14 protein-coding genes are annotated in these 15,138 nt (G+C 59.8%); 3 read left to right on the top strand and 11 right to left on the bottom strand.

Translation table 11 applies throughout. The features are described 5' to 3' along the window. Position 1 precedes the first annotated feature (1 nt). Positions 2-1,435 carry a nodulation protein NodH gene (locus tag AB1E33_RS24060; RefSeq protein ID WP_372579783.1) on the top strand — a complete coding sequence of 478 codons (1,434 nt, stop codon included), beginning with the start codon at positions 2-4 and terminating at the stop codon, positions 1,433-1,435. Here AB1E33_RS24060 and AB1E33_RS24065 read toward each other — a convergent pair. The 8 genes from AB1E33_RS24065 to hslO all read right to left on the bottom strand — a co-directional run bounded on the left by AB1E33_RS24065 (position 1,432) and on the right by hslO (position 10,678). After that, entirely contained in the window at positions 1,432-1,944 is a 513-nt protein-coding gene (locus AB1E33_RS24065; RefSeq protein ID WP_372579784.1) for a L,D-transpeptidase family protein, read from the bottom strand. The two genes, AB1E33_RS24060 and AB1E33_RS24065, sit on opposite strands and share 4 nt — an antisense overlap. A 62-nt stretch (positions 1,945-2,006) precedes the next feature. After that, positions 2,007-2,792 (bottom strand): ion transporter, encoded by a 786-nt coding sequence (locus tag AB1E33_RS24070; protein WP_372579785.1) that lies wholly within the window; start codon positions 2,790-2,792, stop codon positions 2,007-2,009. A 16-nt stretch (positions 2,793-2,808) separates the two neighbouring features. Then, positions 2,809-4,044, bottom strand: coding sequence for a class I SAM-dependent RNA methyltransferase (locus AB1E33_RS24075; protein ID WP_372579786.1), 1,236 nt, complete (start codon positions 4,042-4,044; stop codon positions 2,809-2,811). 39 nt (positions 4,045-4,083) lie between these two features. Continuing rightward, positions 4,084-5,916, bottom strand: a complete 1,833-nt coding sequence (locus AB1E33_RS24080; RefSeq protein WP_372579787.1) for an ABC transporter ATP-binding protein — start codon at positions 5,914-5,916, stop codon at positions 4,084-4,086. Beyond that, positions 5,913-7,751, bottom strand: a complete 1,839-nt coding sequence (locus AB1E33_RS24085; RefSeq protein WP_372579788.1) for an ABC transporter ATP-binding protein — start codon at positions 7,749-7,751, stop codon at positions 5,913-5,915. The genes AB1E33_RS24080 and AB1E33_RS24085 overlap by 4 nt, the downstream gene beginning before the upstream one ends. Before the next feature lie 197 nt (positions 7,752-7,948). Next, complete coding sequence (locus tag AB1E33_RS24090) at positions 7,949-9,106, bottom strand: CCA tRNA nucleotidyltransferase (RefSeq protein ID WP_372579789.1); 1,158 nt, start codon at positions 9,104-9,106, stop codon at positions 7,949-7,951. Next, positions 9,103-9,711 carry a CoA pyrophosphatase gene (locus tag AB1E33_RS24095; RefSeq protein WP_372579790.1) on the bottom strand — a complete coding sequence of 203 codons (609 nt, stop codon included), beginning with the start codon at positions 9,709-9,711 and terminating at the stop codon, positions 9,103-9,105. Before AB1E33_RS24095 ends, AB1E33_RS24090 begins: the two co-directional genes overlap by 4 nt. Next, entirely contained in the window at positions 9,692-10,678 is a 987-nt protein-coding gene (hslO, locus tag AB1E33_RS24100; RefSeq protein WP_372579791.1) for an Hsp33 family molecular chaperone HslO, read from the bottom strand. The genes AB1E33_RS24095 and hslO overlap by 20 nt, the downstream gene beginning before the upstream one ends. 77 nt (positions 10,679-10,755) lie before the next feature. Between hslO and AB1E33_RS24105 the strand changes: the two genes are divergently transcribed. Then, positions 10,756-11,202: an NUDIX domain-containing protein gene (locus tag AB1E33_RS24105; RefSeq protein ID WP_372579792.1), complete on the top strand. Its 447-nt coding sequence runs from the start codon at positions 10,756-10,758 to the stop codon at positions 11,200-11,202. 6 nt (positions 11,203-11,208) lie between these two features. On the opposite strand, the gene AB1E33_RS24110 is transcribed toward AB1E33_RS24105, so the two are convergent. Further along, positions 11,209-12,480 carry a PP2C family protein-serine/threonine phosphatase gene (locus AB1E33_RS24110; protein WP_372579793.1) on the bottom strand — a complete coding sequence of 424 codons (1,272 nt, stop codon included), beginning with the start codon at positions 12,478-12,480 and terminating at the stop codon, positions 11,209-11,211. A 159-nt stretch (positions 12,481-12,639) separates the two neighbouring features. Between AB1E33_RS24110 and AB1E33_RS24115 the strand changes: the two genes are divergently transcribed. Further along, complete coding sequence (locus AB1E33_RS24115; protein WP_372579794.1) at positions 12,640-12,969, top strand: Hpt domain-containing protein; 330 nt, start codon at positions 12,640-12,642, stop codon at positions 12,967-12,969. On the opposite strand, the gene ilvA is transcribed toward AB1E33_RS24115, so the two are convergent. Both ilvA and AB1E33_RS24125 read right to left on the bottom strand, forming a co-directional pair. After that, positions 12,970-14,196: a threonine ammonia-lyase IlvA gene (gene ilvA / locus AB1E33_RS24120; RefSeq protein WP_372579795.1), complete on the bottom strand. Its 1,227-nt coding sequence runs from the start codon at positions 14,194-14,196 to the stop codon at positions 12,970-12,972. It abuts the gene before it with no gap. Positions 14,197-14,253: 57 nt separating this feature from the next. Further along, positions 14,254-15,018, bottom strand: coding sequence for a hypothetical protein (locus AB1E33_RS24125; RefSeq protein WP_372579796.1), 765 nt, complete (start codon positions 15,016-15,018; stop codon positions 14,254-14,256). Positions 15,019-15,138: the final 120 nt, after the last annotated feature.

A 15,138-nucleotide genomic window follows, 5' to 3' on the forward strand; every position in this document is an offset into this window, starting at 1 on the left:
AATGCCCGCCAAATTCGACTATTTCATTGTCTTCGCCGAGATGCGCACCGGTTCGAACTTTCTTGAGGCCAATCTAAATGCGCTGCCCGGCGTCACCAGCTATGGAGAGGCGTTCAATCCACATTTCATTGGCGGCCCGAAATATTCCGAGATTCTGAACATCTCGCAAGAAGCACGCGACCGCGACCCGCTTTCCCTGTTAGCCGCAATCCGCGAAGTACCTGGCACGCTTGGCGGGTTTCGGTATTTCCACGATCACGATCCGCGGATTCTGGGTCATGCGCTGTCCGACCCGAGTTGCGCCAAGATCATCCTGACTCGCAACCCGCTGGACAGCTATGTCTCGTGGAAGATCGCGCGCACGACCAAGCAATGGAAACTCACCAACGTCAAGAAACGCCGGAATGCCAAAACCAGATTCGACGGGCCGGAGTTTCTGGGCCATGTCGAATCCACCCAGACTTTTCAGGTCACCCTACTGAATACACTGCAAAAAGCGGGACAGACGGCGTTTTATATGGCCTATGAAGACCTACAAAGCGTCGAGATACTGAATGGCTTGGCCACCTGGCTTGGCGTTGACGGGCGGTTGAACGAGCTGGATCAGAGCCTAACGCGACAGAATCCTGAACCGGTCGAGGCCAAGGTGTCAAACCCGCGCGAGATGGCAAAGGCTCTGGCAGAGTTGGACCGGTTCAATTTGACCCGCACGCCAAATTTCGAACCCCGCCGGGGTCCGGCAGTGCCTGGCTATGTGCTGGGGTCGGAAACCCCGTTGATGTTTATGCCGGTGCGCGGCGGGCCTGAGGCCGAGGTCCAGCAATGGATGGCCGCGATTGATGATGTGCCCGTGGGCAACCTGACCTCAGGTGCCAACCAGAAAACCATCCGTCACTGGATGCGGGAACGCCCTGAACACCGCCGCTTTACGGTTCTGCGCCATCCGTTGGCCCGCGCGCATTCGGTTTTTTGCCGCCAAATTCTGGGAACCGAGCAAGGCAGCTATCTGAGGATTCGGCGATTACTCAGAGATTACCACAAGATCCCGCTTCCGACCGAGGCGCCCGATGAGAGCTATTCCAAAGACGGTCACCGTGCCGCATTCGAGGCGTTCCTGGGCTTTCTCCGGCAGAACCTGGCGGGACAGACATCGATCCGTGTGGATGGAACCTGGGGCAGTCAGACCGAAACCCTCGCAGGATTTGCCGGTTTTGCCCTACCGGATATGGTCCTGCGCGAAGATGAGATGCCCACGCAGCTTCCCGCCCTTGCCCGGCAATTGGGCCGCACGGACGCACCGGTGCCAAAAATTGCCCCCGATGATACGCCTTATGCTCTGGCCGATATTTATGATGCCGATCTGGAGCAGGCCTGCGCCGAAATCTATCAACGCGACTATATCCAGTTTGGCTTCACCGCTTGGTCTGCACCTTAGGGACGCAGCGCAATCGGCGTCCAGTCGGTGACCATGGCATAGATCTCTTCGATCTCTTTATTTTTGACCGCAATGCAGCCGGCGGTCCAGTCCGGGTCCCTTGCCTGTCGCCGGTTCCGGTTGGGTTCGCCGTGAATGAAAATGTCACCACCCGGTTCCTTGCCCATGGCCTTGGCTTCTGCCCGGTCAAGCGCGTTGGGGTACGAAATGCCCAGCGACAGGTGATAGCTGCTGTTGGGATTGCGACGGTTGATCCAATAGGTGCCCTCGGGCGTCTTGCCATCGCCTTTGACCCGTTTGTCACCAGCCGGGGCAAAGCCCAGATCGATGTCATATTCCTTGAGTATCTGCTCATTGTGCATCAGATACATCCGCCGCGTGCCCTTGTTGACCACAACCGAGGTCACCTTGGGTCCGTTATAGCTGCGAAACCGCCGCGCCGAACTGCTGCCGCAGCCTGAAACTCCCAGCGTCGCAACCGCGCCCAGTGAAAATGTCCGCCGATCCATTGCCATCTGCCTCGTTTTTTCTCTTTTTTACCCGCATAGAACGAAATCACTAAAAAACAAAATCACTTTTTTGTCGTAAACTGCTTGCCCAGCCGTTCCTCAATTGCCTCAAGCCGCATCAGAACCTCGTCGCGATAGGCATCAGTTTTGACCTCGTCTTCAGCATGATGCGCGTCCTGCATCGAGTTAACGATCAGACCGACCAGCAGGTTCACCACCGCAAAGGTGGTGACCATGATGAACGGAACGAAGAAAACCCAGGCATAGGGATAGGCCTCCATCACCGGGCGCACGATGCCCATCGACCAGCTTTCCAGCGTCATGATCTGAAAGAGCGTATAGGCCGACAGCCCCAGATCGCCGAACCAGTCCGGGAAGGAATGCGAGAACAGTTTGGTCGAGATCACCGCGCCAATATAGAAAATGATCGCCATCAGAACAAAGACACTGCCCATGCCGGGCAGAGCGGTGATGAACCCCTCGACCACACGGCGCAGGCGCGGCGCGACCGAGATGACGCGCAGCACCCGCAGAATCCTGAGCGCCCGCAAGACCGACAGGCCTTCGGTGGCCGGTGCCAGCGCGATGCCCACCACGAGGAAGTCGAAGATATTCCAGCCATTGGTAAAGAACCGATGGCCCCGCGCGATCAGCTTCATCAGGATTTCGATGACGAAAATCCCCAGACACAGCCTGTCGAGGGAAACGATCAAAGACCCGAACCTGTCCATCAACGCAGGTGAGGTCTCCATCCCCAGCAGCACAGCGTTGGCGATGATGACACCGGTAATGAACTGCCCGAACCGGACATGTTCCACAAATGCGCCCAACCGCTCTCTGAACCCCATATCCGCCTGCTCCTGCTCAGTTGGCGCTCATATGGGTGATCGAGAATGAGGCCGCAAGCTCGACATGGGACGACCAGCGGAATTGATCGACCACCTGCACCCAGTTCAGAGCATAGCCTGCGTCGATTAGTGTCTTTGCGTCGCGCGCAAAGCTGACCGGGTTGCACGAGACATAGCCCAGCACCGGAACCCGGGAGGCGGCGATCTCGGCCACTTGCGCCTCGGCTCCGGCGCGTGGCGGGTCGAGCACGACCGCGTCGAACTTGGCCAGCTCATCCGGCATCAGGGGACGGCGGAACAGGTCGCGCGCCTCGGTGGTGAGTTTCTTGAGTCCGCTTGCCTTGCGCCACCCGGCATCCAGTGCGCGAGTCATCTCACGATCGCCTTCGACAGCGTGCACCTCGGCTTTTCGAGACAGCGGCAGACTGAATGTACCGCTTCCGGCAAACAGATCGGCGATCCGTTTCGCGTCTCCGACGGCTTCGGAAACGGCCTCTAGCAGAGTCAATTCACCGTCTTTGGTGGCCTGCAGGAACGCTCCGGGCGGCGGCAGGACGGTCGCGGTGCCGAAATGTTGGGTGGGCGGATCGCGCATGGCGATCTCCTCATCCTCCCAGCTTAGCCGGGCCAGACCGTGGTGTTCGGTAGCCTGTGCCAGCGCCAGTTCCAGCGGCCCGTCCAGCGGTTTGCCGCCCCTGACCGCCACATCAAGACCAGCATCGGACAAAGTGAGCGTAACCGCAAGCGCGCCTTTACGGCTGCCGCCAAGCTGTGCCAGCGCTTCGGCCACCGGGATCGCCCGCAGCAAGGCAGGGTCCAGCAACTGGCAATCAATGATCTCGGTGATCACGCCCGAGGCACGGCCGTGAAAGCCGGCAAGCGCGCCCTTTTTGGTGCGCCGAACCGCCAGCGTCGCCCGGCGACGCGAGGCAGCGGGCGAGGTGTGGATCGGGCGCAGGTCAGCTTCAGCGCCCTGCGCGGCGAGCGCTGTGCGCACCACCTCCTGCTTCCAGTTGGCGACGAAGCCATCGCTGGCATGCTGCAACTGGCACCCGCCGCAAGCGCGGTAGTGACGGCAGGGTGGCTTTACCCGGTCTTCCGATGGCTCTTCGATCCGAATATCGGTCAGGTTGCGCCCGTCCAGCACGCCGCTGACCCGTTCACCGGGCAAGGCGCGGGGCACATAGATCGGGCCGACGGCAACGCCGTCGCCCTGATGGCCCAACCGCTCAATGTGATAAATCTCGCTCATGACCCGCCTGATACAGGGGCGACACGCGACAAAAAACCCTTATTCCGCTGCCTCGGTCCGGATGAAGCCACCCGACTGCCGATGCCAAAACTGCGCATAGAGCCCACCCTTGGCCAGCAAACTGTCATGGGTGCCGTTTTCGACGATCCGCCCTTGATCCATCACGATGATCCGATCCATTTCGCTGAGCGTTGACAGCCGGTGCGCAATCGCCAGCACGGTCTTGCCTCGCATCACCCGGCTAAGCGCGGTCTGGATCGAGGCTTCGACCTCTGAATCCAGCGCCGAGGTCGCCTCGTCGAGAACCAAGATCGGCGCGTCTTTCAGAATCGCGCGGGCAAGAGCGATCCGCTGGCGTTGCCCGCCGGACAGTTTCACGCCCCGCTCGCCCAGATGCGCGTCATAGCCGGTCCGCCCCTGCCCGTCCTGCAGGCTCAGGATGAACTCATGCGCCTCGGCCTTTTCGGCGGCGGCGATCAGTTCGGCCTCGCTTGCATCTGGACGGCCATACAGGATGTTGTCACGCGCCGAACGGTTGAACATGGCGGTTTCCTGCGTGACCATGCCGATCTGCCGCCGCAAGCTGTCCTGTGTGGCAGTGGCGATGTTCTGTCCGTCAATGCAAATTTCACCTTTTTCGCCCGAATAGAGCCTAAGTAATAGCGAAACCAGCGTCGATTTCCCGGCCCCCGAGGCGCCGACGATGCCCAATTTCTCGCCCGGCTTGATGGTCAGCGCGATGCCTTGAACACCGCCAATGTCACGACCATAGGCAAATCCCACATCGTCAAAAACGATCTCGCCCTCAGTAACCCGCAAGTCATTAGCCCCGCGCGCATCTTCGATTCGGTTGGCGACGGCCAGGGTCTTCATGCCGTTCTCGACCTCGCCGACATTGGCGTACATCCCCATCAACGTGAAACTGACCCAACCGGTCATCTGCGCGATGCGGATCGAGATGGTCCCGGCGGCAGCAATGTCGCCCGTTGTTGCACTACCCGATTGCCACAAAAGCAGCGTTACCCCCAGGAGCATGACCGGCAGAACCCCCGCCAGGCACATCAGGATGAACCGGAAGCTGGCCGAAAGCGCGCCGAATTCCAACGAGCGTTCGCGCATCTCGTCCAGCGCGTCGAGCGCGGCACTTTCCTCGTGATCGGAATGGGCGAACAGCTTGACCGTCTTGATATTGGTGATCGCGTCGACAATCTGGCCCGACACCAGCGCCCGCGCCCCTGCCCGCGCCGCCGAGCGTTTGCGGATACGCGGCAGATACCAGCGGATCAGAAAGAAATAGACACCAAGCCATCCGATGAAGGGCAGCAAGACCAGCGGATGGATAGAGCCCAGCAGGGCCACCGTGCCAACCAGCGAGGCCAGAGCGAACACCATTGCGCTAATCGTCTCGGACACGACCGAAGACATGGCATTCGAGGTCTGCATCTGTTTCTGCGCAATCCGCCCGGCGAAATCGTCGTCGAAGAAGGTCACCGACTGGCCCAGCGTCCAGCGGTTAAGCCGCGCCAGAACCAGCGGTGGGATGTTGGGCATGACGATATAGTTGTTCGACAATGCGGTGAGGCCAAAAAAGACCGGGCGGATCAGCAGAAAAAATGTCACTGCGCCCAGAATCATGGCGAGATTGCCGGCCGAGAAGAACAGATCTTGCCCGCCCGATGTCGCGGTGTCGATCACCCGGCCCAGAATCCAGGCGGTGCCAGCCTCCATGATCCCGGCTGTGGCCGAGAAACCGGCGGCCATAAACAGCATCGGCCATGCCCCCGCAAGGCACCAGCGCATGAACGCCCCCAGCCGGTCGGGCGGGGGCGTTTCGATCTTACGGAACGGATCAATCAGGTCCGCCAGTCTCATTCAGCGGCCTCCGGGTTCATGAACCCTCCCGATTGCCGCGCCCAGAACTGAGCATAGAGCCCGCCCTGTGCAAGCAATTCGGCATGCGGTCCTTGTTCGACAATATGACCCTGATCCATAACCAGGATACGGTCCATCCGGGCAATCGTGCTGAGCCTGTGTGCAATAGCGATCACGGTTTTTCCTTCCATCATGCCGTATAGCGTATCCTGAATGGCCGCTTCGACCTCGGAATCTAGTGCAGAGGTCGCCTCGTCCAACAGCAGAATCGGCGCGTTTTTCAGGATCACCCGCGCCAGCGTCACCCGTTGCCGCTGACCACCGCTCAGTTTCACCCCGCGCTCACCGACCTTGGCGTCATAGCCATGGCGACCTTCGGGATCGGCCAGATCAAGGATGAACTCATGCGCCTCGGCTCGTCTGGCAGCGGCGATCATCTCATCCTCGCTGGCATCAGGACAGCCATAGAGGATGTTGTCACGCACCGAGCGGTGCAGCAACGAACTGTCCTGCTGTACCATACCGATATTGCGCCGCAGGCTGTCCTGCGTGACATCGGCAATCGACTGTCCGTCGATCCGAATTTCACCAGACTCGGCGTCGTAGAACCGCAACAGCAACTTGACGAGGGTCGATTTCCCGGCGCCGGACCGGCCAATCAACCCGATCTTTTCGCCGGGCTCGATTGTCATGCTGATCCGGTCCAGACCACCGGCACCGCGCCCGTAATGGTGCGACAGCTCGCGGATCTCGATCCGACCATCGGTCAGGTGCAGCGGTTCGGCCTTGGGCGCATCCACGAGGTCGATGGGCTGTGCGATGGTCTCCATCCCTTCGGCCACGACGCCAAGTTCGCGGAAGAAGCTGGTCAGCGCCCACATGATCCAGCCGGTCATCGCGCTTAGCCGCAGGGTCAGCGCGGCGGCGGCCGCGACGACACCGACCGAAGACATCCCGTAATACCAAAGCCAGATCGCCCAGCTGACAACGCCAACGATCAGCAGACCGTTCAGCAGCGTCAACACCACATCCATCGTAGTGAAGATCCGCATCTCGACCTGAAATGTCCGCCGCGTTTCCTCGATCGCCTCGCGGGCATAGTCGAGTTCCAGGTCGTGATGCGCGAACATCTTGACCGAGTGAATGTTGGTATAGCTGTCCACCACTCGACCCGTCACCGCAGACCGCGCATCCGATGCCGCCTTGGAGGCCGGGCCAACCCGCCTAACCGTCCAACGCACCAGACAGGCATAAAGCGCAAACCAGATCAGTAGCGGCAAAAGCAGCCGGGCCTCGGCCGTCATCAACAGGATCGCGGCACCGATCAGATAGGCAAGCGAATATGAGATCGCGTCAAAGACCTGAAACACCACTTCACCCGCAGCGGGTGGCGTTTGCATGATGCGGTTGGCGATCCGGCCCGCGAAATCGTTTTCAAACCACCCCACCGATTGACGCAACACATGCCTATGCGCCCGCCAGCGGATCAGCGTGCCGAAATTCGGCAGGATCGCGTTGTTCAAGAGCAGCACATCAATGAACTGGATCAGCGGCCGCAAGAACAAGATGAACAAGGCCACAAGGATCAGTTCAGTGCCATGCGCGGCCCAGACCTGCTGCGGTTCGCCGGTCAGCAGGTCAACGACCCGACCCATGTAGTAGATCAATCCGATCTCAATCGCTGCAACAACGATCGAGATCAGCGAAACCCAGACAAACACCCGTTTGAACGGCTGTGAGTAGTCCAACATGAACGGCCAGAGCTTGCGCGGCGGCCGGTCATTTTCGGGATAGGCAACAAAAGGGTCGACGAGATTTTCGAAGTAACGAAACATGAAACGTGCTCCGGATGAGCAGACAGAAAGACATGCGAAAGCGGCGGTGCCAGGACACCACCCGATACGGGTCGGTTATCCCAGCGTTAGCGGAACCAGATCCCGTGATACATTCGCAGCCCTCCCTTCATGTGACTGAGCGCAAGCTAACTGGAAACCGGGCGAGTTGTCACCAGGAAAATTTTTCGGCGCAAATATCACGCCATTCCAAGCAGTTCGTCGCGCGACAAATCAAACTGAGACTTTATCCATTTCGTCTCTAACTCAGCCAGTTTCGCACCCAGCGCCGGTCCCTGAAATTCTGGCATAAGATCGCCGGCAGACACCGGAAACCGCGCCTTGGCCCCGGATTCGACCTGGGGTTTCCACTGCGAATTCCAGGGCTGTTCCAGCAAGGCGCAGCGCAGCACCAGCGAATCCACCGCCAGTTTTGCCTTGATCCTATAGCCCAATTCGCCCGCCTGTGCGGTACCGGTCGCAGCCTCATGAAGTTTCGCAAGCGTTCCCGTCTGTGCCCGACTCAAGCGCAAGGTGGACGACTGCTCAGGCGCGCCCAGCGCCGCAAGCCGCCGCAGCGGGTCGGGGGCAAGCCCTGCCTCGGCTTCAAGATGTACCAGCGGGGCCAGGACCCGGTCATCCGCGCCCGGCAACACCGCTGTCAAAACACCGATGGCACGCATGGTGGCAACTGAGGGGGCCGGATCGGGGGCGCCCAGAAGCTTTAGCATCTCAGCCCCCACCCGCTCGCGCGAGAGGGCGCAAAGCCCATCCAGGTTTTCGGCAATCGCCGCAAGCGCGTCGGGGTCGAAGCCTTGTGCCGGGTCACCGTACCAGGCGTGAAACCGGAAGTAGCGCAGCGACCGCAAGTAATCCTCGCGAATACGGTCCTGCGCCACACCAATAAACCGGACCCGGCGGGTGGTCAGGTCTTTGATCCCGTCCAGCGGATCAAGCACCGTGCCGTCGGGCATTGCATAAAGCGCGTTCATGGTGAAATCGCGCCGTGCGGCATCCTCGGCCAGATCCGTGGAAAAGGCGACCACGGCGCGGCGGCCATCGGTGGCAACGTCGCGGCGGAAGGTCGTGACCTCATGCGGGATACCGCCCTTGACCAGCGTCACCGTTCCGTGGGTGATGCCTGTGGGCACTGCCTTGATACCAGCGGCTTGTGCCAGCTCCATGACCTGGTCCGGCAGCGCATCGGTCGAGATGTCGATATCCGAGACAGGCGCACCCAGCAGCGCGTTGCGCACGCATCCACCAACAAACAGCGCCTGCGCACCCGCCTCCGTCAGGGTACGGCAGATCGCCTGCGTTGCAGGCCGGGTCAGCCAGCTATCGCTGATCCGCGTCACGGGGTCATCCGCGCGGCCAGCCCGCGCAGAATGCGCGCCGTCGCGCCCCAGATGTAATAGGGGCCATAGGGCGCCACGAAATACTTGCGGCGCTGTCCCCGCCAACGGCGCGATTCCACCATGAAATTCGCGGGCGACGTGACATGAGACAGCGGCACGGTGAACACCTCTTCGACCTCGCCACGTTCGGGCACCACCTCAAAAGGACGGTCAAGCAGCGCGACAACCGGGGTCACGTCAAACGCGGTCACCGTCTCATGCGAGGGCAAATGGCCGATCACACGGGGCAGATCACGCGGCAGGCCGATCTCTTCTTCCGCCTCACGCAAAGCTGTGGCGGTCACGTCTGCGTCGCCCTCATCCTGTTTGCCGCCGGGAAAGGCGATCTGACCCGGATGGTGTTTCAACGCCGAGGACCGCTTGGTCAGGATCAGCCTTGGTCCGTCCCCCTGCATCAGGATCGGCACCAACACGCCCGCAGGCCGCAACTTGCGATCCTTGGGCAGCACCGCCTCGGGATTGAGGTCGAAATCGCTGGACCCCAGCCCGGGACGGGCCAGGGCTGCGCGCAGATCCTGGGTTGGATCAGTCACTTTCATCCGCATCCGCCTCGAACCCCACGGTCTTGGGGTCCAGCACGTAATGCGCGCTGCAGAACTGGCAATCGGCAGTCACGACGCCCTCATCAGTGGTCATCTTGGCTATATCCTGCGCCGAATAGATCGACAGGCTTTGACGCACGCGATCCTCTGAGCAGGAGCAGCCAAAGCGCACCGACTGCGAATCGTAGACTCTCGGCTGTTCCTCGTGAAACAGACGCACCAGCAGGTCGGTGGGCGGAACCGAGGGACCGATCAGTTCCAGATCCTCGACCGTATCGAGCAGGATATTGACCCGATTCCAGTTCTCGCCGCTTTCGCCTTCGACCAGATCGGCGGCAGTCAGAATCTGGCCTTCGCCGTCGCCACTGGCCACGAAGGGCGAGGCCTTGGGCATGTGCTGCAGCATGATGCCACCAGCTCGCCAATGCTCAGGCGTGCCAGGTTCCGACGAACGCCCGAAACTGAGCGAGAATCGGGTCGGCAATTGCTCGGACTGCGCGAAATAGGCCTCGGCACAGGCCCTCAGCGACCCGCCATCCAAGGGCGTGATGCCCTGATAGGGCTGGGTCCCGCTGCCCTGATCAATCATGATCGCGAAATATCCCTCGCCCACCTGCTCGAATGGCGCGCCATCGCTCAGCCGGTCGCCGTCGAAACTGGCATAAGCCCGGATGCGAGCGGGATCGCCCTCGTGCTCGGGGGCATAATAGTCGGTTGCGATCATCCGCACCGGGCCTTTGGACTGCACCTGCAATGACAGCTTCCAACGCAGGCTGATGGTCTGGCCGATCAGCGCGGTAAGCAGCGCCATTTCGGCCACCAGCGCTTCGACCACGGGCGGGTATTCATGCTGCCTGAGGATACCGTCAAGGACGCCGTCCAGCCGGGCGACCCGGCCACGCATGTCCGGAACATCAAGTTGAAATGGCAGGACCGTATCGTCCCACGCGATTTTGGTACTGAGTGTCATGGGGTTTCCTTACGCGCCACAGGTTGGCATACCGCGACCATATAAGGCGGGCAAGCCGAGTTGGAAGAGGCGCATACATGATCAGACGTTTTGGTGAAAGCCCGGAACCGGGTCGGAAATATATCCGGCGCGCAGGCGTCTATGCCCTGCTGCCCCTGTCGGGATCGCTCCTGCTGACATGCCAGACCGAACCCGGGCCGGACCTGCAGCTTCCCGGCGGTGGCATCGATCCGGGCGAATCGCCCCTGCCTGCGCTGCATCGCGAGGTCTATGAGGAAACCGGTTGGCAAATCGCAACTCCGCGTCGTGTCGGCGCGTTCCGGCGGTTCGTCTATATGCCGGAATACGATCTGTGGGCCGAGAAGATCTGCCTGATCTACTGCGCGCGGCCCGTTCGTCGCGTTGGCCCACCGACCGAGGCGATTCACGAGCCGGTCTGGATGGGCGCGGATGAGGCAGCCCAGATGCTGGGCAATGCGGGCGACCGGCATTTTGCCCACCACTTTTTGATGGGCACGCTTTGACCGCGCTCACGGGCCGTTGAATTCGAACAAGGTGGCCGACACGTCATCCTCCATCCCAAACTCGGGCGACATGCGCTGGCTGAGCTTGTCGTAAAGAGCATCCAGAAACGCCCGTCCCTGCAGATCGGGATCGCAGGCGCGCACGAGGTCCAGCAAACCGTCCTCATCCAGCATCTCGCCGTTCTTCATGCGGCATTCGGTGAATCCGTCGGAGTACATCAGCACCCGATCACCACGTTCCAGTTGGGTTTCGATCTGCGTGTAAGGCACATCGGGCAGCAGGCCGATCGGTACACCGCCCTCACCCAGAAACTCGGTCGTACCGTCCTTGCGCAGCAGCAGTGGGTGCGGATGGCCCGCCTGAACCAGACGCAATGCGCCGCTTTCAAGATCGGCAATCCCGTAGGCCATGGTGAAATATTCCTCGACCCCCCGATCGGTCAGCAATCTGGCGTTGAGGATACGCGCGACCTCTTCGGGTTGTCGCAGCGAATAAAACCTGTCGAACCGGCCCTCCATCGCAAGGTTCTGATCCGGATAGCTTGCCGACAGATAGCTGCCCAACCGCGCGGTCATCATCGCCGAGGTGATTCCATGACCCGATACGTCGATACTGTAGAACCCCAGCCGTCCCGACCCGGGCGAGAACATTCCGACCAGATCACCGCCGATATGCCCGCAAGGCTCAAGTAGCAGGCTGACCCGCGAGGCGCCAAAATTGCGGCTGAGTTCGGGGACCAGCGATTCCTGTATCTTGCGCGCCTGGATCAGGTCCTTGTTGATCGCGTCATGCGCAAGCTTCAACTCCTCCAGCGCCTCTTCAATCTGGCGGTTCTTTTCCGACAATTCGCGCTGCATCCCCAACACGCGGTCGCCTGCGGAAATGCGCGCGCGTAGTTCATTGGAACTGACCGGTTTGATCAGGAAATCATCCGCCCCGGCATCAAGCCCCTGCGCAACTTCGTTCTTTTCGCTCTTCGAGGTCAGCAGGATGAAATAGGAGTACCAATTGGTTTCAAGATCGCGAAAGGCACGGCAGAAATCCGGGCCGCTTATGCCCGGCATGACCCAATCGCTCAACACCAGATCGGGTGGATCTTCGGCACAAATGCGCAGCGCTTCGTCGCCGCTATCGGCCTCGACCACCTCCAGCCCCCATTTTTTCAAGGAGCTGGCAAGGATTCGTCTTTGCAGCCGACTGTCGTCGACGACCAGCACATGGCGGATCGAGCCCAACACCTTTTGCGAATGATCTTCTGCCGATCCAACCTGCAGCAACGCTCAACCCCGGATACGATTTCGTTACCGACACCCGACCACGCTAGGCAGATGGTCTTAACATCTTATGAAACACTAATTACGGGAAAATCTTTACTTTGTGTTTACAACCTCTTCGTCAAACTGCGCACAGGGCAGAACGGCCCCGAGAGGTGAAAGATGATTGACTGGTCCCGCGTCATCCAGCTGCGTGACGAGGTTGGCGAGGACGACTTTGGCGAGGTGTTCGACCTGTTTCTGGAAGAGGTCGGAGAGGTGATCGCGCGTTTGCAGGTGAATCCCGATCGCGACGCGCTGGAGCGTGATCTGCATTTTCTGAAAGGCAGCGCGCTCAGCCTTGGTTTCAGCACCTTTTCCACATTGTGCCAGAATGGCGAACGCGAGGCCGCAAACGGCAATGCCGACACGGTGGATATCGGTGAAATCATTGCCGAATTTGAAAACTCCCGGATTGCCTTTCAGGCCGAAGCCAAGGCACATCTGGTCTGATCAGATCACAAACTGCGCCAGCGTTTCGTCGTTGGTGATGTCGGTATAGGTAAACCCGGCATCCTCCAGATGTGCAAAAAGACGTTCGAAATTCTCCGGCTTGAGAGTCTCTATCCCGATCAGCACCGACCCGAAATTGCGCGCCGATTTCTTGAGGTATTCAAATCGCGCAATGTCGTCCTCGGGGCCCAGAATCCCCAAAAACTCCTTCAAAGCGCCCGGTCTTTGCGGCAAACGCAGGATAAAGTACTTCTTCACGCCGGAATATCTCTGGGCGCGTTCCTTTACCTCGGGCAGGCGTTCAAAATCGAAATTGCCGCCCGATGTGACACAGACAACGCTGCGGCCCCGGACAAAGCTCTGCACCTCTTCGACTGCGTCGATGGCCAGCGCGCCCGCCGGCTCCAGAACGATTCCCTCGACATTCAGCATGTCGATCATGGTGACGCAGATCCGGTCCTCGGACAGGACCAGTACATCCGATAAATGGGTTTTTCGCAGCAGATCAAAGGTCTTTTCCCCGATCCGGCCCACCGCCGCGCCATCCACAAAGTTATCCACATGACCCAAGGTCACCGGATGCCCCGCCGCCAGCGCTGCCCGCAGACAGGCACCGCCCGCCGGTTCCACAAACAGGCAGTGGGTGCGGTCGCCAAACCAGGTGGCCACACCCGAGGACATGCCGCCACCACCCACCGGCAGCACCACATGATCAGGCACGCCCCCCAACTGCTCTTCAATCTCAACCGCGAGCGAGGCCTGCCCCTCGATCACATCTTCATCGTCAAAGGGCGACAGGAAATGCCCGCCATTTTGTGCACACCAGTCCTGTGCGGCGGCCAGCGTGTCATCGAAATAGTCGCCGGTCAGGTGAATCTCGATCTGCTCGCAACCGAATTTGCGGGTCTTCTGGACTTTCTGCTGCGGCGTGGTGACCGGCATGAAGATCACGCCCCGCACCCCCATATGCTTGCACATGAAGGCCACACCCTGCGCGTGATTCCCCGCACTGGCACAAACGAACAGGTCCTGCCCCTGCTGCTTGCGCATGGCGTTGAAGGCCCCACGCAGCTTGTAAGACCGCACCGGGCTCAGATCTTCGCGTTTGAGCCAGATGTCAGCGCCATAACGCTCGGACAGATGTGCATTGCGCTGCAGCGGCGTCGGTGGAAAGACGGAGCGCATTGCCTGCTCAGCGGCACGGGCGCGGGTCATGAAATCAGTCATGAGCGTGTCGTGCCGCATCACCGTCGAAAGGGCAAGGAATACATGAGTGTACGAAGATTACGTCAGCTCGCGCTTTTCGACAAAATGCCCATACATGGTCGTCAGGATGCTGACATTGATCAGCGGCAAGACCAGCATGGTGGCGAACAGCACGACTATGATGCCAATGACCGGGATCAACGCAAGCAAGGACGCAACAAGTTGTATTGCGATCTGAAAAAGAACCGCGACGATCACCAAAACGATGATTGCGCCGGTTGATCCCTCAGTGGCGGCCCAGGCCTGCGACAATGTAATGGGGTTTCCAATTGCCGCGGATGGCAGGATGATCGAAAGCCGGATAAAACAGATGATGAGCGCCAGAAACGCAACGACCGACACTGCAACGGCGAGGACCGGCGCGCCCTGCAATATCATCAGGATTAACCCAACGGGAATAAACGCCAAAAACGCCAGAAGCATCAAAAGCAGGTAACGGCCAAAATAAGCCAGAATACGGTCGAACCTGAAGGGTGGTATGACACCGCTTGGATATTCTTCAAGCAAGACAAACCTGTGCCAAGAAACCACAACCCATAACATCACCACAGAAATGGTAATCGCAAAAGCGATCATGAACAGCGTTACTTGGCCTTGTGTCACGCCTTCAGGCAAACCGGTGGTTTCCGTATCGAAGCTTTCGAACGGCATACCGAACAGATAAAAAAGCCCAACGACCACTGCCCCGCCGATCAATCCCGGCACTACCGAGATTTGCAGCGCCTGCGTCAGATTACGCAGCACCATCTGCACGGAATGCGCAAAAATCTTCCAACCCAACATCTGAACCCGTCTCCTCAACCATTTGGCGAAATGTTTGGCGCACTTGATCGCAGCCAAACCGCGCCGTCAATGTGATCGCCTTGCCCTGTTGCCAAAAAACCGCTAGGGGCCATCCGTCAT

This window comes from Ruegeria hyattellae, assembly GCF_041537925.1.
Classification (GTDB): Bacteria; Pseudomonadota; Alphaproteobacteria; order Rhodobacterales; family Rhodobacteraceae; genus Ruegeria_C.

Excerpts from the sequence above, each read along its gene's own strand:
- AB1E33_RS24060 (WP_372579783.1), top strand. The coding sequence starts at position 2 with ATGCCCGCCAAATTCGACTATTTCATTGTCTTCGCCGAGATGCGCACC.
- AB1E33_RS24065 (WP_372579784.1), bottom strand. The coding sequence starts at position 1,944 with ATGGATCGGCGGACATTTTCACTGGGCGCGGTTGCGACGCTGGGAGTT.
- AB1E33_RS24070 (WP_372579785.1), bottom strand. The coding sequence starts at position 2,792 with ATGGGGTTCAGAGAGCGGTTGGGCGCATTTGTGGAACATGTCCGGTTC.
- AB1E33_RS24075 (WP_372579786.1), bottom strand. The coding sequence starts at position 4,044 with ATGAGCGAGATTTATCACATTGAGCGGTTGGGCCATCAGGGCGACGGC.
- AB1E33_RS24080 (WP_372579787.1), bottom strand. The coding sequence starts at position 5,916 with ATGAGACTGGCGGACCTGATTGATCCGTTCCGTAAGATCGAAACGCCC.
- AB1E33_RS24085 (WP_372579788.1), bottom strand. The coding sequence starts at position 7,751 with ATGTTTCGTTACTTCGAAAATCTCGTCGACCCTTTTGTTGCCTATCCC.
- AB1E33_RS24095 (WP_372579790.1), bottom strand. The coding sequence starts at position 9,711 with ATGCGGATGAAAGTGACTGATCCAACCCAGGATCTGCGCGCAGCCCTG.
- hslO (WP_372579791.1), bottom strand. The coding sequence starts at position 10,678 with ATGACACTCAGTACCAAAATCGCGTGGGACGATACGGTCCTGCCATTT.
- AB1E33_RS24105 (WP_372579792.1), top strand. The coding sequence starts at position 10,756 with ATGATCAGACGTTTTGGTGAAAGCCCGGAACCGGGTCGGAAATATATC.
- AB1E33_RS24115 (WP_372579794.1), top strand. The coding sequence starts at position 12,640 with ATGATTGACTGGTCCCGCGTCATCCAGCTGCGTGACGAGGTTGGCGAG.
- ilvA (WP_372579795.1), bottom strand. The coding sequence starts at position 14,196 with ATGACTGATTTCATGACCCGCGCCCGTGCCGCTGAGCAGGCAATGCGC.
- AB1E33_RS24125 (WP_372579796.1), bottom strand. The coding sequence starts at position 15,018 with ATGTTGGGTTGGAAGATTTTTGCGCATTCCGTGCAGATGGTGCTGCGT.